The following is a 20,063-nucleotide window of genomic DNA, read 5'->3' on the forward strand; positions in this document are numbered from 1 at the left end:
GGTTGGGGTAGGTTTTGGGGTTGAAAGGTACGCCCTGCCTAACGCCCTGTACGTGCTGCCCCTGCAAACTATAACGTCCCCCTAAGTCTACCGTCATCGTTGACTGACCGCTGTAGGGCTTGGTACTTGCTGGTGCTGGTGGTGCTGGCTTGCAGACGGATGCGTAACAGCTCTTTGACAGGCTTTGGTACGCTGTCATCGGCTAGGCGTTTTTCTAAGGTGCTTTTTTGCAAATCAGGCAGCGTGATGCCGTATTCTTGTAAGAGATGCTCGAGCATCGCATCTCGCTGGGTTGCAGACTGTACGTCATCGTTGGTCTTGTCTTGTGTGACCTTGGCAAGGCGTTTTTTCTCTGCTTTGATGGTTGTCATTGCTGAGTTGACCAGCTCCATGTCAACGGCAAAGTCACGGTCGTTGATGCGTTGGTTAAGTAGCCAGTGACGTTGTTCGGTTTTCATGTTCCAGCTTGGCATGGCGTTGTCGATGGCTCGCATGGCTTCTACGTCTAGCCGTGCATATTCGACAAACTTTGCCCAGTCTTCAGGGTGGGTGTCGGTAGTGGCTCGCTCAAGCTTGCGGTGTTTGCCTTGCGGTTTGCAAAATTGCAACACCAGTCGTCTGCCGTCTTTGTCTTTGGAGTGTTCTGCTTTGACTCCGACAATGTCGCACAGGTCACTAAGCAAGCCGACCAGCCCATGGCAATAGGCGGTAATCATGGTGTCTCGCCATTTGTCTACAGGGGTGACAAAGCCGTTGTACTTAAGCACGTTGCGGTCAAACATGGCGTTATGTGCGACAAGGGTGTCGGCCTCTGCTAATAGCTGTTCAACAATCAGTGAGTAGTTTTTTTGCCCTGTTAAGTCCAACACTTGAGCAGGCTTATCATCAACGGCATAGGCAAATAGTAAAATCTCGGCATCTTGGGCATAGCGGTAAGTGCCGTGCTTGATGGGCGTTTTGCTGTAGGTCTCTAAGTCTAAATAAAGCGTGGGCATGGTTGGTTGTCCTTTAGGCTGGTTTTGATAAGCCAACCGTTGCGGTTGGTATGGCTGATTGGCTTATCAAAACGGATTGGTTACGCCAATCACTCGCTTGCACAGGCAAGATAAGGGGTTAAACAAACTCTTCGGCTTCTGCCCCTTCGCTGATGTCGTCAAAGTCATCTTCGCTGGCAACGCCACCCCCTGCAAAGGCATCACCGTTAGCATAAAACTGCACGCCTTTTAGGCTGGCGTTGATGCGTTTGCCCCATTGGTTGTCTTGTGCCCAAATCTCGACAATGGCGTTGACGTAACAGCCTGCGTACACCACGCCATCAGCTTCGGTCAAGGGGCTGCGGTCTTTGTTGAATACGGTGGGACGTTGACGGTTGGTGGCAGACAGTGCCATGTTGCCTTCAAAGCCTTCGTACTCGGCTTTGGCATCGCCGTCGATAAAACAGATTTTGTTGCCTGACTTCAGCTGTTTGACGATGCTGTCGGCTTTTATGCCCCATTTGGCTTTTGCCACTTCGTTGATGGCGTTGTCGATGGCTTTGGCGTTGGCACTGCCTTTTTCGATAATGAGCTGAGCCCCAAAGTTGTCAAACTGCTCTGATGGGCGAAAGATGTTGGGGAATGCCAAACGGACGTTTTTAAGGGTAAGTTTCATGGTGTTAGCTCCTGTGCTTAGGTCATGCTTGGGTGATGTCGTCGAACTCGTCGGCGACGTTGAAGTTAAGGGCTGGATGTTTGTCCGACTTGGGGGCAATGCTGGGTTTGCCCTCAGGTTTTACAATGATGTCTTGTAGTTTGCCCCATTGGATGTCGCCTAGGGTGCCTGCTTTGTGCAGTTTTTCGGCGGTGGTGGGGCTGATGAGTTTTTTGTCATACATGTCATCGACTTTTAGCCGCATGGTTTTTAGTGTCTCTTCGGCGGCGGTGTCATCTGTCCATTTGCGAGCCCCTGCCCGACCTTCGACCAGCTTGTAGCCTGCCACAGGGTTGCCGTTAAGCAGGTGGTCGTACACGGCAGTTTCAACGCTTTTGCACCAGTCTTGTATCAGCTTGATGCGGCTGTACATGACGGCTAAGGTGTCACTGTCATACTTGGCATCGCTGACGCAAAGCGGTGCGTCTAGGCTGGCAAACTCATCGCTGACGCTCTGATGGACAAACTCGGCATAGGGCTTACACTCGGTTTTGGCTTTGCAGTATTTGCAAGCGTCTTGGCTTGGGGCAAACAGCCCTGTCAAGTCGCTGTCCACGTCTAGGGTGTGGATAAGCTTGGCGGTGTGGCTGACGCTCTTGCCCCATGCTTTTAGCTTGTCAGTACGGATGCTCCATTCGCTGACATGGTTGAGCCGTGGCTGGCAGACGATAAGGCGGACTTGTTGAAAGTCGCCAAGCATCTGATACTGTAGCACCGCCGCCAAGCCGTACAGCATCAGCTGTGGGTTGTTGTCGGCATCGATGCGGTTGCCTTGACCGTATTTAAGGTCAATGACAATCAGCTCGTCATCGGCAACGATGACCACATCGGCAGTGCCATAAGCGTCCGCTTCGCCTGTGATGGGGGTGAGCGGTAGGCGTTGCTCGATGTCCAAAACGCCACCCGTGCTTTGCTGTACGCTTTGGACAGTGTCGATGTATTCTTGAACATAGCTTGTCATCAGGAGGGGGGTGATTTCAAAGTGATATTTATACGCTCCGATGGGTTCGCCTGCACTTTTAAGCAAACTGCATTCGCCTTTTTCGGTCACTAAGATGCCACCGCCATTGTAATCAGCGGCAGGCTGGCGTTGCTGTAGGCAAATCTCTGCTAAAAAATGGGCGGTAGTGCCTTCGGCAGCGTATTCATTGCTGTCGTTGGGTTTGTCCGCTTCCATTAAGCTGGACGCTGGGCAAGTAAGCCAGCGGTGGGCGGATGACGGAGATAGTTTGGCGTGGGCGGTCATTATAGGGTCTCCATTTTGGCGATAAAGTCGGCATATTGGGCTGGCTCTAGCTCTTGGGCGTTTTTGATGCCCAGCTCGTTAAACAGGTCACCGACTTGGGCTTTTTTGCCTGCTCTTAAGGCATCCAACACCGCTGCTTTGACATCGTCATAGACGTATGTTTTGTCTTCGCTGACAGGGGGATCGGCGGCGGTGTCAGTATTAGGCGGTGTATCAGCCGTCTGAGCGTCTGTGCTGTTGTCGGCTTGGGTGACAGGAGCGTCTGCCTTGTCGGTGGCTTGTGGCTCTTTTAGCGTTTGGGCAGTGGCTGCCGTAACGATGGCGTTAGGCTTTTGCTCGATGATGTCACAATAGCGGTCAATACTGGCAGATAAGCCAATGATGGCTTGTGAGCTGTGTTTGATGGCGTCAGCGATGGCGGTGATGGCGGTTTCGATGCTCATGGGTTTTGCTCCTAGTGGATAAAGTTGTTGGATTTGGGGTTGATGGTTTGGTTAATCATGTTGCAGGCAAATTCACTTTGACCTGCGTACTGCTGTTGTAGGTCCTCTAGCTCGCCGATAAATCCTTGTAGTGCGTCTAGCAGTTCCTGTTTTTTATAGCTCTTGCCGTTGATGTCACGCATCCTGCTAAGCGTGTCTTCTAGAAAGTCTTATTCAGGCAGCTGGGCTTGGATGTCAATGAGTAGCCCTTGCACTTCGTCCATGGGCATTTGGCTTTTGTCGGTATAGGCTGCCAGCTTCTCGGTGAGAGCGGTCTCTAGGTTGGTGCTGGCAAGTGGGTCTAGCTCACCTTGGGCATGGTCAACGAGCTGCTCGGTGGTCATGGCTCTTAGGGTGCTAAGGGGGCAGATGTATGACATGGCGGTCAGTCCTTGGTTGGTGTGTTGCGGAGGTTTGGGCTTTGCCAGTCGATTAACATCTGGTCGTTGGGGCTGATGTACTGCTTAATCATTGCATCTTGGTTGGCGTACTCTGTATCGCACGCCTTAACACACCCCAACAAAAACAGAATCATCAAGCCATGGGCAATGATGATATGGGTTGTTTTTCTCATGCGACCTCCCACCCTTTTAATTCATCAAAACGGTCTAAAAAACCTACACAAAAACTATGCTTGGGTTTTTTACTGATGGGGTCAAGCAGCATCAGCGTTTGACGTCTGTCTCTGACAGAGACTTGCACAATCTCACCAGTTGCTTGATTTTTTAGCTGTTGGCGTTGTTTGATGTCTGATGTTTTCATATTCCCTCCCCATGCGTCATACACACTTTGTGTTATTGATGGGGTTATGATATCTTGATTACGATACTAAGTTAACGTTAAAATGATATTTTATCGTGTATTTGATAAAAATATCGTAAATATTATCCAAGACACAAAAAACTCCGCATTTAGCAGGGTGTGGGTGTTGGTGAGGCGTAAAAAAACCGCCTTAGTGGGCGGTTGAGGGTGGGGCTTAGGCGGTGGGTAGTTAAGATATTGTGTTGACGTGTCTTATGACAACTCTTGAAGGTTTATACTGCTTTGTGTTCTTGTTGTATTTCTCTATGACAGTGATGTCCGCATTGATTTGGCGATGCCCGTGTAAGCTGTTTGGGTCGATATCGTTGCTTAACTCAAACGTAACTCGGTCACTAAATAGCTTGGGGACGATGCCTCCCCAACCTTGTGTTGCTCTGTCTTGGTCGCTCGCATGGATGAACAAATCAATCTTGGTATGATCTTTTTCTTTAGTTTGTGGAGGCTCAAATTCAACTTTTTCAGGCGTTTTTTCGATAATATCGGTAGGAATTTGCTCATAGAATTGTGAGGCTTGTTGCTGATCGCCGATGTCGATAGTTGCATTTGAGTCATTTTTGGCAGGTTTGATAAATTCGGCAGATTTTTGGACAGTCTTTTTGTCCATCGTGCCGTTCACAATCTCTACGACTTGCTCACCTGTTAAGTCTGAATTTTCGCTTAATACGGCAACACTAACACTATTATCGTAGTAATTATTTACGATTGGCGTATCTTTCGAACTGCAAGAATTTATCGCCATGATAGTCCCTGCTGTCACAACAGCACCTACGCCTGCGTAAAGAATTTTGCTTAACATGTTATGGTTTTTCACACTATCATCTACAACCTCTGTCAGAGTTGTGTTTAGTTTTTTGGCATTATCTTCGCCCACAAGACCAACCGCACACTTCACTTTGAGCCGCTCTAACAGGCTACCCGCTTCGACATCTTGTACAATGATATCGGTCGTTTTAATGTGTAAATCGGGTCGAATTTTATTGACGACAGAAACGCCTTTGGGTATTAGGTGTTTAAGTGCGTTTAGGCTTATTATAACATCATCAAGCGTTGGTTCGTTGGTGATGTTGTATGTTACTTTAAAATCAAATTCAAATATTTGTTCGGTCATATTCTGCCTCTATTACCTATCAAGAATGTTTGCACACCTATCTAAGTGCAACCCTTCCACCGCTACCGATATTTCACATACTTACTGTCCACAATGCCCACCAGTCGGCACTCGCCCATGGGGATAATCTTCTGATCCACCCAATCAGAGTTAAGTGGTCTTAGATACATGTCTGCTGAGGTGTCACCGATGACCAGTTGCTTAAAGGTGGCTTCTTTGTCGTCGTTGCATTGGATAACAATCAAGTCACCGTCTTTTAGCTCCAAAGGTGAGATGGTCGGCTCTATATAGATGATGTCACCAGGGCGAAACTCAGGGTACATGCTGCGTCCCTGTACAATCAGTCCAAAGGCATGACAGCTTAAATTCTTGGGGCGTGGCACATACTCGATGATATCGTCTAGTGTGGTGGGTATGACTTCCACAAATGCCCCTGCCGCTACCCAACTGATGACAGGCATCATGCCGTCCATGTTGTGGTTGATGTCCACCAACTCGGTGTCATAAGGGGTGGAGATGTCGTCTGGTTGGGCTTGCTCGGCTTTGGCTATCATGGCTTTAAGTTGCTCGATGCTGGGTTTGTCTTCTTTAGGGTCTTTACCGTACGCCAACCATTCATAGCTGACGCCCAAAGCTTTTGCAATTTCAGGTAGAGAAGTAGATGACTTATTTCTACCGTTCTCAAGGTCAGAAATCTGTCCTTGTGATTTCATTCCTGCCGCCACCAGCAATTCTTTTTGCGTCATCTTTGCATCTTTTCTCGCCTTTTTCAGACGGTCGCCCAACGTTAAATTCTGCATAATATCCCCCCTTGCATCGTAAACATGATAATTATGCCTTAAAATAACATCGTTTTAACGTTGATTTAACAACGTAGTTACGATATTATAACAGTATTTATGGGAGCGAATGTGATGAAAAACCAAACTGAATGGACAAACATCGTTAGAGAATTGCTTAAACATCAAACTCAAACCGAGCTTTCTTCTAAAACAGGCATTCATCAAGGCGTCATCAGTGAATTAAACCGAGGCAAGCCAAAACCCAATCTGTCTTGGCGATATGGCAACGCCCTGATGAATGCGTATAACAATCTTAAACAAGAAAACCACCCATCATAACAACATCATCTGCCACCCCAAGCGGACACAAAAGGCAACCACCATACACTACTATGGATTTCACATCAAAGACTACCGGGCCCGAACCGCCCACCTAACCCCACTTGAGCATTACATCTATTGCACCCTAATAGACTGGTACTACCTAAACGAAAAGCCCTTTAGCAGCGTAGAAGAAATTGCCCGTTACCTCTTATTGCCCTTAACCGACGAAAACACCCAAGCGATTAACAACGTGCTGGATGAATTCTTCAACTTTCACAAAGGCAAATATCACCACACAAGAATCAACCAAGAAATCAAGAATTTCAAGGCAGGCAGATACACACTAGACAACAACAACCCCAACGCCCACCAAAAACAGGGTAACCAAGCAAGTCACGAAACGGTCACGGAAAGTCACGAAGCAGGTAACGGCAACAGTCACGCACAAATAACGCAAAGTCACGGCAAAAACGACGCCATAACCATTAACCATAAACCATTAACCAATGATTTATTTAACCCCCCCCTAAAGCCCCCCCCTTGGCGACACCATAGCCAAAACTGGCAAAACCGACCAACACAACCAAACCAGCCAAGACATATTTGATTTTTGGCTAGACATCATGGACAAAGACCCAGCCAAATGGAAACTCACCGATGACAGAAAACGCAAAATCATCGCACGGCTCAAAGACGGCAAAGACAGCACAGACATCAAACAAGCCATCTACAACGCATCACAAGACCCATGGGCAACCGCTCACGGCAAAACCGACATCAGCTACATCTGCCAATCTGACGCAAGACTGAGCGAATTTTTACTCAAAAAACCCCAAGCCATGCAACGCAGACAACACAACCAACCCACAGCACAGGAAACCAACACCATGCAACACATCAGCCAAATCATTTTGCCACAACAAACACCAACACAACCCCAAACACCAACACAACCCAAGGCTACTGGCAAAAACTTGACGCAGCCGCAGCCACCTACTTTGCCCAAAGAAACCAACACGACCAACAACAGCACCCAACAGCCAACCAAGCCAACAACTCATCAACGCCATACAAATCTTATTCAAACAGTGGAAAGCATGGTTTAAACACAAAATGCAAACCAAAGACAGCGAAATTGACTGGAGCTTTGACATGGTGCTGGTATGGGCAAACTACCTAACCCAAAAACAAATCACCCTAGCAGAATTCAACCAAGCCAAAACAAAATCATTTGATGGCGACTGGGCCCCAAACAACGCCCAAGAATTCCTAAAACTGGCACGCCCCAACATCAACACCTACCCAGACGCTCAAACCGCCTTTGAAAACGCCTGCCAAGAATGTGGCAAACGTGGCGACACCAAAAGAAACTGGTTACACATCGTCGTAGCAGAAACCGCCAAACGCATAGGACATGGCAAACTGGCATCATGCGACAACAAATACGCCCCCCACTTTGGCAAAATCTACCAACAAGTCATCACCGAACACAGCCAAGGAGCAACATTCACCCTACCAAAAACGCACAGATTAACCGACAACAGCCACAAACCCATTGACTGGAGCAAGTATAATAGCGGAAAAGAAATTGAACGCCGTCTACAAGCATTTAAACGCCAAATCGCCACGCCAGCCCCAACCAAACGAGCATCAGCATGAAACCACCAACCAAACCTAACAACCAACCAGGACGGCTAAAACAAAAAATCCAAGCACTCGGACGGCTAAAACAAGGGCAAATGAACAAAACCGAACAAGCCTATGCCAACCACCTTGAAACACTCAAAACAGCAGGTGACATCGTTTATTACACCTTTGACGGCATCAAGCCTATACCCATTTAAATTTTTAGCAGTATACAAAACCCCAAAAAAACAAGGTGGTGGCTGGCAATATGAAGAATTTTGACTGGGATTATAAAGCAGATTAATCGGAATGACCGATTTTTTAACTGAGCATCAACATGAAATACCAAAACCCAAAAACAGGACAAACAGCGGTCATCACAACACCGCCAACCCCACAAAACACCACAGTAACCTACATCATTGATGACAAAATCATGATAAGCGAGACATGGGACGACTTCATCAAAAAATTTAGGACACTGACCAAATGATTGACCCACTCATCGAATGGGGCAAATGGGCACGGCATGATTATGGCTATTACAGCAGCCCCATGTATCGGCTGATGAAGCGAAACAACCCCAAATTTAACACAGGCTGGCGTGGCGATGTGCCACAAATCAGCGATAATGACGCCCTAAAAGTGGATAAGGCGGTTTGTGAGTTGGCACGTCATTCCGTTATCTTAGCAAACGTACTAAGGCTAAGGTACATCAACGACTTAAGCTTACGAGCCATCAGCCGTTACTATCTGACCCCACTTGAATACCCACAGCAAGTAGGCATGGGCTGGCAGGATAAACAACGTAAAAAAGTCTGTCATAAAACCGTGGCAAAACTGTTGCAACAAGCAGAACGCATTGTCAGACAAAAGATTTAACCGCCTTGTATTTGCTTGGAGTGGGCTAAAATGGCTTGTTTAATGGCATAAGCTTGATTATCATCATGGTGCATTTTAATCACCTGTAAAGCATCATAGATGGCTTGTTCATGCTGACTTATGACCAACGATGTGCGTAATAAAGCACGGTTTTGGTAAGCGATATTGGCACGGACTTGGGCAGATTTATTCATGATTGACCCCTTGATTTTTTTTTGAATCATACTAATATGGGGGTAAGGAGTGCGTTAGATGAGAGATATGAGAGTGTCATCTCACCTAACGCCCCACTTGATAACTGCTGATTATCTTGTGGGCTTGCTATCTTAATATGCTGGTATTACCAGCAGTAGTAAGACAACAAAAACGATGAGCTTGATAAGTGCGTTCATCGTTTTCTCCTTAGTTTACGGTAACGGTGGCTACCGTTTACCAATCAAGCACCCCCTGTACTTGATTTGCCTATTATATAGTGCTATATGTATTTTATCAAGTGCTATATATAAAAAATCTGCTCTTTTGGGCAGATTCTTTATTGGCAGGTTTTTTTGATAAAGGCTGGGGAATGGGATTAGTCAGGCTCTTTTTGTTTGCCCAAATTGTACGCCCGAACAGCGTCCATAATCAGCTGATTTTGGGGTATGCCTAAGCGTTTGGATAGGGATTTGATGAGTTCTATGTCATCAAGTTTTAGGGTGAATGCTTTGTTTTTTACCCCACGGCGTGCGTTGCTGTCTTTTTGGATTTGGGCTTGGGTTTTTGGGTTGGCAACGATTTTTGGCATTTGACTTTTTCCTTTGAGTTTACTAGTATGAAAGTTAAGGAGCAGGTTACAGGGTGCGCTAACACCCCATAACCCCCAACTAAGTTATTATAAGTACCGTAACTTAGTTGGCTTGCTATCTAGTACGCATTATTGCTAATGAGTATTAAGACAACAAGGACAATAAATTTGATAACGTGCTTCATTGTCTGTTCCTTATGTTACCGCTAGGCTTGTCCTAGCCCAACCAACACCCCTTGTGTTGATGGGGTTTGTTATAGCCTAGCTTACCCAAAAGATCAAGTAATTATTACAGTTTTTTATAATATTGTTATGATTATTTGGCTTTTTTGTATTTAAAGAAAACCGCTTATGATGTCATCATAGGCGGTTTTTTTATTGCAACAATCCCCAAAATAAAGGGGGTATCTATTAGATAGACCCTTTTAAAAACCAAATAAATTATGGTAGGGGTTATGGGAGTATCGTAAGATACGCTGTTACCTAGCGGACAGTACGCCAATCCTGTAACCCCTACCATCCTAAAAGTGGCGTTTTTTTTGTGGTAGGAATTTTTTAAAACTTATCACTAGGACTTGATTTTCACCCCAAAGACTGCTAAAGTTATACTATGTTTGAAAAAAGTTGCAACAAGGTGATGACTTAGGTGGTCATCGCCTTTTTTGTTGTTATTTATAAATTTTTATCAAAATCCCTACTTGTTTAAGTGGGGATTTTGCTTTTTATGCGTTTGAAAAAATCTTAAAAAAGGAGCGTAAGCATGGCGAAACTTACGCCAAAACAGACACGCTTTTGTCAGTTGTATGTGGAGCTTGGCAATGCGTCTGAAGCTTATCGCCAAAGTTATCATGCTGATAATATGAGCAATACCACCATTCACCGTAAGGCATCTGAGTTGTTAGCCATGGATAAGATTAAAAGACAAGTTGATGAGTTGCAAGCAAGCCACAGACAGCGTCATGATTTGACGGTTGATGATTTGTTGGCGGAATTGGAACAAGCTCGCATGGCTGCTTTGGCGTGTGAGCCACCTCAGTCTGCGTCTGCTGTGTCTGCCACCATGGGTAAGGCGAAGCTGCTCGGCTTGGATAAGCAAACGATAGACCATACGTCAAGTGATGGTAGTATGACGGTTAAGCCCATGGTCATTGAGCTGATTGCTCCTAATATTGACCCCATTGACCACGCTAATTTTATAAAAGATGAAAGTTCAGATTGAGTTGCCCCCCAAGCTTATTCCTGTGTTTTTGGGTAAGGCTCGCTATCGTGGGGCGTATGGGGGGCATGGCAGTGCTAAAACTCGCTCGTTTGCGTTGATGACGGCGGTGCGTGCTTATCAGTTTGCTCAGATGGGTCAAAGTGGGGTGATTTTGTGTGGGCGTGAGTTTATGAATTCGCTTGAAGACAGTTCAATGCAAGAGATTAAGCAAGCCATCGGTTGTGTGTCTTGGCTTGATGATTATTTTGATGTGGGTGAGAAGTACATACGCACTAAGAATCGTCAGGTCAGCTATGTTTTTACAGGGTTACGCCACAATCTTGATAGCTTAAAGTCTAAGGCTCGTATTTTGATTGCTTGGATTGATGAGGCGGAGAATGTCAGTGAAAAGGCGTGGGCGAAGCTTATTCCAACGGTGCGTGAAGATGGCAGTGAGATTTGGGTTACTTGGAATCCTGAAAGCCGTGGCAGTGCCACTGATAAGCGGTTTCGCCAAACACGCCATGATAAGCTTGTTAAGCTAAATTATCAAGACAATCCGTTTTTTCCCAAGGTGCTTGATGTTGAGCGGTTGGCTGATCGTGAACGCCTTGATGATGCGACGTATAAATGGATATGGGAAGGGGCTTATCTTGAGATGAGCGATGCTCAGGTGTTTAAAGATAAGTTTGTGATACAAGATTTTGTCCCAAGGCAGGGCTGGCATGGGTCTTATTTTGGTTTGGATTTTGGCTTTGCTCAAGACCCAACCGCTGGCAGTAAGTCATGGGTGGCTGATGATTGCTTGTACATTGAGCATGATATAAGTCAGGTAGGGCTTGAGATTGATGATACGGTGGTGGCGGTGATGAAAGCGTTGCCTGATGTGGCAGAGCATGTGCTGGTGGCGGATAATGCCAGACCTGAGAGCATCAGTTATTTAAAGCGTCATGGGTTGCCTTATGTTAGGGCGTGTGATAAGGGGCGTGGCAGTGTGCAAGATGGCATTGCTTATTTAAAGAGTTTTAAAAAAATTGTCATTCATTCACGGTGCATGGCAACCGCCCAAGAGTTTCGTTTATACCGTCATAAGGTGGATAGGCTGTCAGATACGGTGTTGCCTACCCTTGTTGATGCCCATAATCACGTCATTGATAGTTTACGTTATGCCCACGAACGCAATATGAAGCGTGGGGTTCATTCGTCTGTATTTGAGCATATTAATTAGCCATGTTAAATAAATTCTTGAACATTGCTGACAGTACTTTGGTGAATTTTGTCAGCAATCTTGGCACAAAACGAGATAAGGCTTTGCATGATGACTTTGCTTGGTATGCCAAGCGGTCGGTTTTTGAGTTGGATAATTTGTATAAAATTGACAGCATCGCTAAAAAAATCATTAACCGCCCTGTGCAGGATATGTTTCGTCAAGGGTATTATTTTAACAATCTTGATGGTAAGCAGTTGGCAAAACTTGAGCGTGAGATGGCACGGCTTAAGCTCAATGAGCATTTGATAGCGGCGTTAAAGTTGGCACGCTTGCATGGTAAGAGCTATGTGTTGTTGGGAGTGGCGGACAATCAAGAGTTGGTCATGCCATTATCAAAGGGTAAAATCAACCTTGGTTATATGACGGTGCTAAGGGTGGACCAGTTGATTGCCACTCGTGAGCGGTTAAGTGTGTCAGAGGCAGGGGGGTTTTTAGATGAGCCTGTTTATTATCAGTTGCAACATGATGCTAAGATTGCCAGTGGGTTTATTCATCATAGCCGTGTGTTGCCAGTGGTTTGGGACGATGGTGAGAGTGTGCTACAGACTTTGTACAGTGAGCTGTTGCGTTTTGCCAGTGTCAATGCCAATGTGGCAAGCCTTGTTCATGAAAGTAAGGTTGATGTGATTAAAACTCAAGATTTGATGCAGCAAATCAAGCTCAACAGCGATGTGGTGCTAAAACGTTTTAATCTGATTGGTTTGATGAAGTCAAATAATGGCATGCTGGTGCTGGATAAGGAAGCAGAAGAGTATGACAGTAAGCATTATAATTTTGGGGGGTTGCCTGATTTGATGCGTGAGTTTGCCATACAGACGGCAGGGGCGGCGGACATGCCTTATACGATTTTGTTTGGGCAGTCGCCAAGTGGGTTAAACGCCACAGGGGAGCATGATTTACGCAATTATTATGACACGGTGGCAGGCTATCAAAATTGGTATTTACGCCCCATTCTTGATAAGTTGTTGGCGATGATGTGTGGGTATCTTGGTTTGCCTAAGGTAACATTCAGTTTTGCTCCCCTTTGGCAACTTGATGAAAAGACCCGCTCAGATGTGGAGCGAAATAATGCGGACAGGGACATTAAATATTTGCAAGCTGGCATCATCACTGAAGCTCAAATCGCTAAGCAGTTGATGGAAGAGGGGACTTATACGGTGATTGATGAAAGCCATATCAGGCTATTGGAGAGTTTGGAAGAAATGCCAACTAAAACCTAACTAAAACCACAACACAATGCCCATAAAGCAAAAAGCCAAACTACCGCAAATAGTTTGGCTTTTTTAATTTCAACCCTTAGCTGTGATAAGGATTAAAATTCGTGTTAGATTTTAACATAACAATTGATAGTAGTCATTTTAATTCTGATAATTTACTAAAAGGCTTTGTAAATATGACAAACAAACTTGAAACAAAACGCTTTTGGGCGATATGGTCAATCTTTTTTATTTTGTCTATTGGAATTAGTGGTGCTTTGGTTATGTGGGCTTATTCGTTGGCAACAAAATGAGCGAACAAGATACAGGCAAAGTGGCAAGCATCATGGCGTGGGAAAAATCCATTGTTATTGTGATTGCAAGTTTAACAGGGCTTGTGATTGCTGTTACGGCTTTTTTAAATGCTAAATAAACAAGGTAAACAAGATGGAAATGAAGCGTTTTTGTGCCATTATTGGTTTGATTGCGTTTGGTTTGGTGTTGTTTGCCAGTCCAGAGATTATCCGAGCAGTGCAGGGACGTTAGTATGCTCAATTCGCTACAGCCGATATTAACACAAGCCCATCAGCGTAAGCGTGGACGAAAAACCAAGTCAAGACCCATTTACGTCTCACGCAAGATTGAAGTGATGTATGCCAAAGCCTTGCTGACTATCGTGGACGATATGCACAGCGAAACGGTTAGACAGTTAATGCCGCTTACCACGCCACACATAGGCGATGGCAAAATGGCGGCGGCTGATGGGCTGTTTGATAGGTTTAAGTTTTTGTTTGATGCGTTAAGGGCGTTAATCACAGGGCGTGTGGTCAATGTTGCCAATGGGCTTGCCACTAAAATCGTCTTTACCCAAAAACAGGCAAGTGATACACAGCTGGCAGATTTGTTACGCAAACAAACGGGCATTGATTTTAATGGACTGATGCGTGATGAAGACTTACAGCAAGCGGTGGCAGATGCGATACAGGCGAATGTGGGTTTGATTAAGTCTATCCCACAAGAATATTTTGACCGTGTTGAAAAGGCGGTGATGGCAAGTTTGCAAGGTGGTACGCTTCATCAGGATTTGGCAGATGAGCTTGGGTGAATTCATGTCATTGGTCAAAATCGTGCTAGGCTGATTGCCTCTGACCAGTTGGGTAAGATAAACAGTAGGTTATCACAAGTGTGTCAGCAAAAACTTGGTATCACGCATTATACATGGCGTACCAGCCAAGATGAGCGTGTGCGTCATGAGCATGTGTTGCGTGATGGTAGGCGGTTTGCTTGGGATAATCCGCCTGACGATGGACACCCAGGGCAACCGATTCGCTGTCGGTGTGTGGCTGAGCCTTATACCGAGCATTTGATGGGGGGTAAATCGCCTGAAGATGTGATGGCAGAGCAGGAGAAAGTTAATCGTAATACTGAAACTGTGTTACAATTTACGCAAAATACCAAGAGAGAAAGTATGCGAACAGATTGGGGTAATTTTCCTGATACAATTATTGATAGAAAATTAGGTGATGCTACAGGTCACCCAAATTATGCTAAAGCAAAAGCGGGAGATGTTGAAAGTGCGTTTTTATTGGCTAAAGATTTAATCAGTGATGACGCTGTTTCAAAACTTAGTAGCTTGATTGGTGATAAAAAAGTAGTTTTTGCTCCAGTGCATGCAGAAGAGCAAACAGGTAGAAACATGATACCTGTTGCTGTTGCGACTTTTTTAGCTAGAAAACTAGGAGCAAAAGTTGATTTAAACGTTGTGCAAGCTGTCAAAGTTTCAAGAAGTGGCAGTGATGGCTGGTATAGATTGGCAAATTCACCAAGTTTTAGCGGTAGTATCAATAGTAAAAATGTTATTATGGTTGATGATACCCAGACGCAAGGTGGAACATTTGCTGCCCTAAAAGGTCATATTGAATCTAAAGGCGGCGGCGTTATTGGTAGTTATGCTTTAACAGGTAAACAGTATTCTGCCCAATTAAGGTTGGATACTAAAACATTAGATGGATTACGGAGTAAGTATGGCGAGCTTGAAAACTGGTGGCAAGAAACCTTTGGATATGACTTCACAAAACTCACAGAATCCGAAGCAAAATTCATCATTAACTCTCGTAAAACACCTGACGAAGTCAGAGATAGAGTCTTTACGGCAAAGCAAAGCTGATGCGTATCATAAAATGATGAAAATGCCTTTATAAAACTTAAAAAGTTAACCCCCCAACAAAAAAGCCTGACGATTGCAGTCGTTAGGCTTTTTTATTATCAATCCCATGGCATAAGGATTGATGACTGATGGAACATTTTAACGAATTGGTGAAATAATCAAAGCGTTAATTGATAAATATGGCTTTTGGGGCGTTGTATTGGCAATTATTTTGATGATTTTGGTGTGGCAATCAGCGTAAATTATCGCCACCTTAAAATAGGAGAAATACCATGAAAATCCAATTTCAAACCGTCATTGATTTAAAGCCTGCCAGCCGTATTGTGCTGAATAATGGGTTTTTGTTGTGTGTTGGGGTTAAGCTTGCTAAGCCGTGTGATTAAATGGTGGTAACCATGACCCCTGATTATATACACCCTGATTTGGTGCGTGTTACAGAACACCATCGATGGTCATGACGAGTGTCTTCACGAGTGATGTGAAAATAACAAAAACCATCTCATAACCGATAAAGTCAATGCCATGTTTGGTGGTCAGTCGGTGTGGTTGATGCGTGTTTGATAGGCATGAACTGCTTCCATGATGATGATGTTTTTGGTTTTGCCTGTTTGTTTGGCAAGCTTATCAAGCAGTTGGGCAAATTATTTGGGGACTTTAAAGCCAATTTGCTTGACCCCACGGCGTGCGTCGCTGTCGGCTTGGATTTGGGCGCGGGTTTTGGGATTTTTGACAATCTTGGGCATTTGAATTTTTCCTAAATTGTGCTAAGCTGTGTTTAGATTTTAGGAGTGAAGCGATGGCGAAGCCCACCGCCCCAGCCTTTATAGGCTACCTGCTTAGTAAGCGTTATTACTTAGTAGTAGAGTAGTAGCAGGACAGGATAACAGTGATGATAACTTTGAAGAGCGTTTTCATTGTCTTATCTCCTAAGGTTGCCACCACTTGGTCGGTGGCGGATAACCCATCAGGCTTGGGTGTCCTACCACCCTTGCTTGATGTGTTGTATTATAGTAAACAATACCCTAAAAGCCAAGTAATCATGACAATTCTTGATGACATTGTGTGATTGCTTGGCTTTTTTATCATCAAATTTTTTATCAAAAAACAGCATTAAACCGCTCATCAAGTGATGGGCGGTATGCGTGAAAAAACAGAGTTTGGAAGTGGTTTGTTTTTTTGTCAAGTCTGTTTAATTGGCGTTAAAAACGGTAGAAACAACAAGCATTTATCCGCCAAGCCTACCTAGACAAACAAAAAACCCTGCAATCATTGAGATTACAGGGTTTAAATATGGTAGGCATAACTAGATTCGAACTAGCGACCCCCACCATGTCAAGGTGGTGCTCTAACCAACTGAGCTATATGCCTATATAGGTTGGCTATTATAGCGAAAAAAACTCACTTTGCAAGCCATTTTATGTTGATTTTTTAAATATTTATTCCACGAAATTTGAGTAAATCATCTTTGCCTGTTATACAATATCTTTGCCTGTTATACAATCAACAATCAGGCTAAACTGTCATGCAAAGGGTGATTATGAATACAGCGTTTGAGACCTTTATCAATAACATCAGTGCTTATCCTACGGTTTTTTTTACCGCTTTAGTTTTGTTTGTAACTTTATATTGGCTGGTTGCCTTGCTGGGCTTTGTTGATATGGACGTGGTCGATGTTGGTGATATTAGCGACATCGGTGATATTGGTGATGCTGGTAATGCCAGTGTTGGTCTGTTGTCAGGAATTTTGCTTAAATTTGGGTTGTATGGTGTGCCGTTGGTGGTGATATTAACGGGCATTGCGTTGATTGGTTGGGTATTAAGTTATTTTTATAGCAGTTTTTTACATGCACAATTTGGTCATGGTGTGTTACATTATGCCTTTGGCACAGGGGCATTGGTGCTGGTGTTGGTGGTGTCTATGTGGCTGACAGGGCTGATGCTTAGCCCCATTCGACGTCATATCGCCAACATTCCTAAACGCCATGCACAAAGTTTTTTGGGGCAAACGGCAGTCGTCCGCACGCTGACCGTCAATGACCGTCATGGTGAAGCGATGCTAGAAGATGGGGGTACAGGGTTGATATTTAAGGTGCGTCAGTTGACAGGTGATGACAGCATCATTGTGCAAGGTGATAACGTACGGTTGGTGGCATATGACCAACAGCAAAATGTTTATCAAATACAAAAAATTAATGAATCTACTGACTAATGAGACATTTAATAATTATTTAACTATTAATTATTTATTTAACTATTATTTATTTAACTATTAATTATTTATTTAACAACCATTTATTTAACCATTTATCATCTATTTAATCATTTATCATTTATTTAACCATTTATTTAATTATTCACACAGATTGGGAGCGGTTATGCACACTTTATTTTTGCTAGCGGCGATTGTCGTGGTGGTGTTTGTGGTCATCATGGCGATGCTTTTGATGCTTAAGGCTTTTTATTATAAGGTTGAACAAGGCACGGCACTTATCATCAATGGTGTCAATAAAATCGCTGTTCGGTTTGACGGTGGTTTTGTTTGGCCAGTCATTAACAAAAAAGAGCTGATGAAAATCTCGCTCATCACCTTGGAAGTGGACAGACGGGGTAAAGAAGGTTTGATTTGTGCTGATAACATGCGTGCTGACATCACCGTGGCGTTTTATTTGCGAGTCAATGAAACTGAGCAGGACGTGTTAAAAGTCGCCAAAGCAGTTGGTGTGGACAGGGCATCGGACAAAGTGGCGGTTAATGAGCTGTTTAACGCCAAATTCTCAGAAGCCTTAAAGACTGTGGGTAAGCAGATTGATTTTGTCAAATTATTTGAAAATCGCAGTGAATTTCGTGACAAAATCGTTCAAGAAATTGGTAATGACCTAAATGGCTATGTGCTAGAAGATGTGGCGATTGATTATCTGGAACAAACGCCAAAAACTGCCCTAGACCCAAGCAACATCTTAGACGCTGAAGGCATCAAAAAAATCACCCAGCTAACCGCCATGCAAAACGTGGTTACCAATGAATTAGAACGTGATGAAGAGCTGGCAATTAAGAAAAAGAACGTTGAAACTGCCGAAGCCATGTATGAACTGGAGCGTCAACAGGCCGATGCTGCAGCCAAACAAAAACGAGAAATTGCATCTGTGGTGGCTCGTGAAGAAGCCGAAACCCGCAAAATCCAAGAAGAAGAACGCAAAAAATCTGAAACTGCCATCATCATTGTTGAGCAAGACTTGGCAGTACAACGTGAAAACCAGCAACGTGAGATAGAAGTGGCGGAACAAAATCGCAAACGGGCGGTGGTCATCGAAGAAGAAAAAGTCACCAGAGCCCGTGAGCTAGAAATTGTCGCTCGTGAGCGTGAAGTTGAATTGCAAAAAATCGAAGCCGAACGTGCCGTAGAAATGGAGAAAAAAGAAATCGCCAACGTTATCCGTGAACGGGTGGCGGTGGATAAAACGGTGGCACAAGAAGAAGAACGCATCAAAGAAGTGCGTGAAATCAGTGAAGCCGACCGAGCCAAACAAACCCGAGTCTTGGCTGCCGAAGCGGAAGCTGAAGAAGCCAAAGTGCGTCAAGTCAAAAAAGCAGAAGCCGAAGAGCTTGCCGCCAAGCACAAGGCAACAGAAATTACCACCTTGGCAGAAGCCAACCTACAAGCCGCTGAAAAAGACGCTCAATCTAAAATCAAACTGGCAGAAGGCATCAAAGCACAAGAATCCGCCAAAGGTCTTGCTGAAGCTGTCATCATTGAAGCCAAAGCGGTGTCTTTAGAAAAAGAAGGCATTGCCAAAGCCAATGTTATCCGTGCCACAGGGCAAGCTCAAGCCCAATCTGAGCGTGAAAAAGGCATGGCAGATGCCGAAGTCATCGCCGCACGTGGGGCATCTAACGCCGCTGCTGAGCGTGAAGTTGGACTTGCCAAAGCCCAAGTGACTCGTGAACACTTCAAAGCGGAAGCCGATGGTCTGGTGGAAAAATTCAACGCCATGGGTAGCATGAGCAAGGAAGCACGAGAGCATGAAGAATATCGCATGGGTCTAGAGACTGCCCTACAAGAAGCCTTGGCATCCATCGAAGCTGGCAAAGAAATCGCCAAAGAAAATGCCGAAGTCTTAGCAACCGCTCTACAAAAAGCCAACATTGACATTGTTGGCGGTGAAGACCACTTCTTTAACAACTTTGCAAAATCATTGTCTATTGGTAAAGCCATTGACGGCTTAGCGGACAAATCCAGCACCCTAAATGGCTTCATAGAAGCCGTCATTGCCAATAAAGTGAACAAAGTTGATAAACAGACCGTTCAACATAATGGTGAATAAAAAAGTGCATAAATACGTGCCATTTGGTTTAAGCACACCAAACGTCATAAAAGCTGGTTACAAAGGTGTTTAACAAAAAGCGGTTAACAAAAAAGAGATGATGCAAATTCAACCAACACAAACTGACTGTCTAATCATTGCTCAAACCATGGTTTAAGATTTCAT

At 44.5% G+C, this 20,063-nt stretch carries 29 protein-coding genes and 1 tRNA gene; 17 read left to right on the forward strand and 13 right to left on the reverse strand.

What is annotated here, in order from left to right:
- Window positions 1-68: 68 nt before the first annotated feature.
- The 10 genes from B0682_RS09745 to B0682_RS00575 form a co-directional block, all read right to left on the reverse strand.
- Window positions 69-995, reverse strand: coding sequence for a hypothetical protein (locus B0682_RS09745; RefSeq protein ID WP_338044623.1), 927 nt, complete (start codon window positions 993-995; stop codon window positions 69-71).
- A 118-nt stretch (window positions 996-1,113) separates the two neighbouring features.
- Window positions 1,114-1,650, reverse strand: coding sequence for an ssDNA-binding protein (locus tag B0682_RS00540; RefSeq protein ID WP_078306156.1), 537 nt, complete (start codon window positions 1,648-1,650; stop codon window positions 1,114-1,116).
- A 22-nt stretch (window positions 1,651-1,672) separates the two neighbouring features.
- Window positions 1,673-2,935: a DUF2800 domain-containing protein gene (locus tag B0682_RS00545; protein WP_078306157.1), complete on the reverse strand. Its 1,263-nt coding sequence runs from the start codon at window positions 2,933-2,935 to the stop codon at window positions 1,673-1,675.
- Window positions 2,935-3,378: a hypothetical protein gene (locus tag B0682_RS00550; protein WP_078306158.1), complete on the reverse strand. Its 444-nt coding sequence runs from the start codon at window positions 3,376-3,378 to the stop codon at window positions 2,935-2,937. The genes B0682_RS00545 and B0682_RS00550 overlap by 1 nt, the downstream gene beginning before the upstream one ends.
- 11 nt (window positions 3,379-3,389) lie before the next feature.
- Window positions 3,390-3,560 (reverse strand): hypothetical protein, encoded by a 171-nt coding sequence (locus B0682_RS09445; RefSeq protein ID WP_158077832.1) that lies wholly within the window; start codon window positions 3,558-3,560, stop codon window positions 3,390-3,392.
- A 27-nt stretch (window positions 3,561-3,587) separates the two neighbouring features.
- Window positions 3,588-3,797 carry a hypothetical protein gene (locus B0682_RS00555; RefSeq protein WP_078306159.1) on the reverse strand — a complete coding sequence of 70 codons (210 nt, stop codon included), beginning with the start codon at window positions 3,795-3,797 and terminating at the stop codon, window positions 3,588-3,590.
- Window positions 3,798-3,802: 5 nt separating this feature from the next.
- On the reverse strand, window positions 3,803-3,991 hold the full coding sequence (locus B0682_RS00560; protein WP_078306160.1) for a hypothetical protein: 189 nt from the start codon (window positions 3,989-3,991) through the stop codon (window positions 3,803-3,805).
- The gene (locus B0682_RS00565; RefSeq protein WP_078306161.1) at window positions 3,988-4,179 is read right to left on the reverse strand and encodes a hypothetical protein; all 192 of its coding nucleotides are present in this window, start codon (window positions 4,177-4,179) and stop codon (window positions 3,988-3,990) included. Before B0682_RS00565 ends, B0682_RS00560 begins: the two co-directional genes overlap by 4 nt.
- 229 nt (window positions 4,180-4,408) lie before the next feature.
- Complete coding sequence (locus B0682_RS00570; RefSeq protein ID WP_078306162.1) at window positions 4,409-5,347, reverse strand: hypothetical protein; 939 nt, start codon at window positions 5,345-5,347, stop codon at window positions 4,409-4,411.
- Window positions 5,348-5,409: 62 nt separating this feature from the next.
- A complete protein-coding gene (locus tag B0682_RS00575; RefSeq protein ID WP_240494796.1) occupies window positions 5,410-6,147 on the reverse strand; it encodes a helix-turn-helix domain-containing protein in 738 nt (245 codons plus the stop codon).
- Window positions 6,148-6,261: 114 nt separating this feature from the next.
- Between B0682_RS00575 and B0682_RS00580 the strand changes: the two genes are divergently transcribed.
- The 7 genes from B0682_RS00580 (at window position 6,262) to B0682_RS00605 (ending at window position 8,961) form a co-directional block, all read left to right on the forward strand.
- On the forward strand, window positions 6,262-6,468 hold the full coding sequence (locus tag B0682_RS00580) for a hypothetical protein (RefSeq protein WP_078306163.1): 207 nt from the start codon (window positions 6,262-6,264) through the stop codon (window positions 6,466-6,468).
- The gene (locus B0682_RS00585) at window positions 6,428-7,060 is read left to right on the forward strand and encodes a YdaU family protein (protein ID WP_078306164.1); all 633 of its coding nucleotides are present in this window, start codon (window positions 6,428-6,430) and stop codon (window positions 7,058-7,060) included. The genes B0682_RS00580 and B0682_RS00585 overlap by 41 nt, the downstream gene beginning before the upstream one ends.
- A gap of 16 nt (window positions 7,061-7,076) precedes the next feature.
- Complete coding sequence (locus B0682_RS00590; protein WP_078306165.1) at window positions 7,077-7,559, forward strand: hypothetical protein; 483 nt, start codon at window positions 7,077-7,079, stop codon at window positions 7,557-7,559.
- A gap of 7 nt (window positions 7,560-7,566) precedes the next feature.
- A complete protein-coding gene (locus tag B0682_RS00595) occupies window positions 7,567-8,112 on the forward strand; it encodes a hypothetical protein (RefSeq protein ID WP_078306166.1) in 546 nt (181 codons plus the stop codon).
- Entirely contained in the window at window positions 8,109-8,297 is a 189-nt protein-coding gene (locus B0682_RS00600; RefSeq protein WP_240494797.1) for a hypothetical protein, read from the forward strand. The genes B0682_RS00595 and B0682_RS00600 overlap by 4 nt, the downstream gene beginning before the upstream one ends.
- A gap of 119 nt (window positions 8,298-8,416) precedes the next feature.
- Window positions 8,417-8,572, forward strand: a complete 156-nt coding sequence (locus B0682_RS09450; RefSeq protein ID WP_158077833.1) for a hypothetical protein — start codon at window positions 8,417-8,419, stop codon at window positions 8,570-8,572.
- Window positions 8,569-8,961: an antiterminator Q family protein gene (locus B0682_RS00605; RefSeq protein ID WP_078306167.1), complete on the forward strand. Its 393-nt coding sequence runs from the start codon at window positions 8,569-8,571 to the stop codon at window positions 8,959-8,961. Before B0682_RS09450 ends, B0682_RS00605 begins: the two co-directional genes overlap by 4 nt.
- On the opposite strand, the gene B0682_RS00610 is transcribed toward B0682_RS00605, so the two are convergent.
- On the reverse strand, window positions 8,958-9,155 hold the full coding sequence (locus tag B0682_RS00610; RefSeq protein WP_078306168.1) for a hypothetical protein: 198 nt from the start codon (window positions 9,153-9,155) through the stop codon (window positions 8,958-8,960). The two genes, B0682_RS00605 and B0682_RS00610, sit on opposite strands and share 4 nt — an antisense overlap.
- A 377-nt stretch (window positions 9,156-9,532) precedes the next feature.
- Entirely contained in the window at window positions 9,533-9,745 is a 213-nt protein-coding gene (locus B0682_RS00615) for a hypothetical protein (RefSeq protein ID WP_078306169.1), read from the reverse strand.
- Window positions 9,746-10,505: 760 nt separating this feature from the next.
- Here B0682_RS00615 and B0682_RS00620 point away from each other — a divergent pair.
- The 8 genes from B0682_RS00620 (at window position 10,506) to B0682_RS09460 (ending at window position 16,642) form a co-directional block, all read left to right on the forward strand.
- On the forward strand, window positions 10,506-10,964 hold the full coding sequence (locus B0682_RS00620; protein ID WP_078306170.1) for a terminase small subunit: 459 nt from the start codon (window positions 10,506-10,508) through the stop codon (window positions 10,962-10,964).
- Entirely contained in the window at window positions 10,948-12,171 is a 1,224-nt protein-coding gene (locus B0682_RS00625; protein ID WP_078306171.1) for a PBSX family phage terminase large subunit, read from the forward strand. Before B0682_RS00620 ends, B0682_RS00625 begins: the two co-directional genes overlap by 17 nt.
- 2 nt (window positions 12,172-12,173) lie before the next feature.
- Complete coding sequence (locus tag B0682_RS00630; RefSeq protein ID WP_078306172.1) at window positions 12,174-13,433, forward strand: phage portal protein; 1,260 nt, start codon at window positions 12,174-12,176, stop codon at window positions 13,431-13,433.
- Between the two features lie 101 nt (window positions 13,434-13,534).
- Entirely contained in the window at window positions 13,535-13,723 is a 189-nt protein-coding gene (locus B0682_RS09455; protein ID WP_078306173.1) for a hypothetical protein, read from the forward strand.
- Window positions 13,720-13,842, forward strand: coding sequence for a hypothetical protein (locus B0682_RS09700; RefSeq protein ID WP_276206604.1), 123 nt, complete (start codon window positions 13,720-13,722; stop codon window positions 13,840-13,842). The genes B0682_RS09455 and B0682_RS09700 overlap by 4 nt, the downstream gene beginning before the upstream one ends.
- Before the next feature lie 114 nt (window positions 13,843-13,956).
- Window positions 13,957-14,514, forward strand: a complete 558-nt coding sequence (locus tag B0682_RS00640; RefSeq protein ID WP_078306174.1) for a hypothetical protein — start codon at window positions 13,957-13,959, stop codon at window positions 14,512-14,514.
- 9 nt (window positions 14,515-14,523) lie between these two features.
- A complete protein-coding gene (locus tag B0682_RS00645) occupies window positions 14,524-15,576 on the forward strand; it encodes a minor capsid protein (RefSeq protein WP_276206609.1) in 1,053 nt (350 codons plus the stop codon).
- Between the two features lie 889 nt (window positions 15,577-16,465).
- Window positions 16,466-16,642 carry a hypothetical protein gene (locus tag B0682_RS09460; RefSeq protein ID WP_158077834.1) on the forward strand — a complete coding sequence of 59 codons (177 nt, stop codon included), beginning with the start codon at window positions 16,466-16,468 and terminating at the stop codon, window positions 16,640-16,642.
- A 225-nt stretch (window positions 16,643-16,867) separates the two neighbouring features.
- Here B0682_RS09460 and B0682_RS00655 read toward each other — a convergent pair.
- Window positions 16,868-16,944, reverse strand: a tRNA-Val gene (locus tag B0682_RS00655).
- A gap of 169 nt (window positions 16,945-17,113) precedes the next feature.
- Here B0682_RS00655 and B0682_RS00660 point away from each other — a divergent pair.
- Together B0682_RS00660 and B0682_RS00665 are read left to right on the forward strand one after the other, a co-directional pair.
- Complete coding sequence (locus B0682_RS00660) at window positions 17,114-17,785, forward strand: DUF1449 domain-containing protein (protein WP_143823213.1); 672 nt, start codon at window positions 17,114-17,116, stop codon at window positions 17,783-17,785.
- 166 nt (window positions 17,786-17,951) lie between these two features.
- Window positions 17,952-19,898 carry a flotillin family protein gene (locus tag B0682_RS00665; RefSeq protein WP_078306177.1) on the forward strand — a complete coding sequence of 649 codons (1,947 nt, stop codon included), beginning with the start codon at window positions 17,952-17,954 and terminating at the stop codon, window positions 19,896-19,898.
- Window positions 19,899-20,063 lie beyond the last annotated feature (165 nt).

The organism is Lwoffella lincolnii, from assembly GCF_002014765.1.
Taxonomy (GTDB): domain Bacteria; phylum Pseudomonadota; class Gammaproteobacteria; order Pseudomonadales; family Moraxellaceae; genus Psychrobacter; species Psychrobacter lincolnii.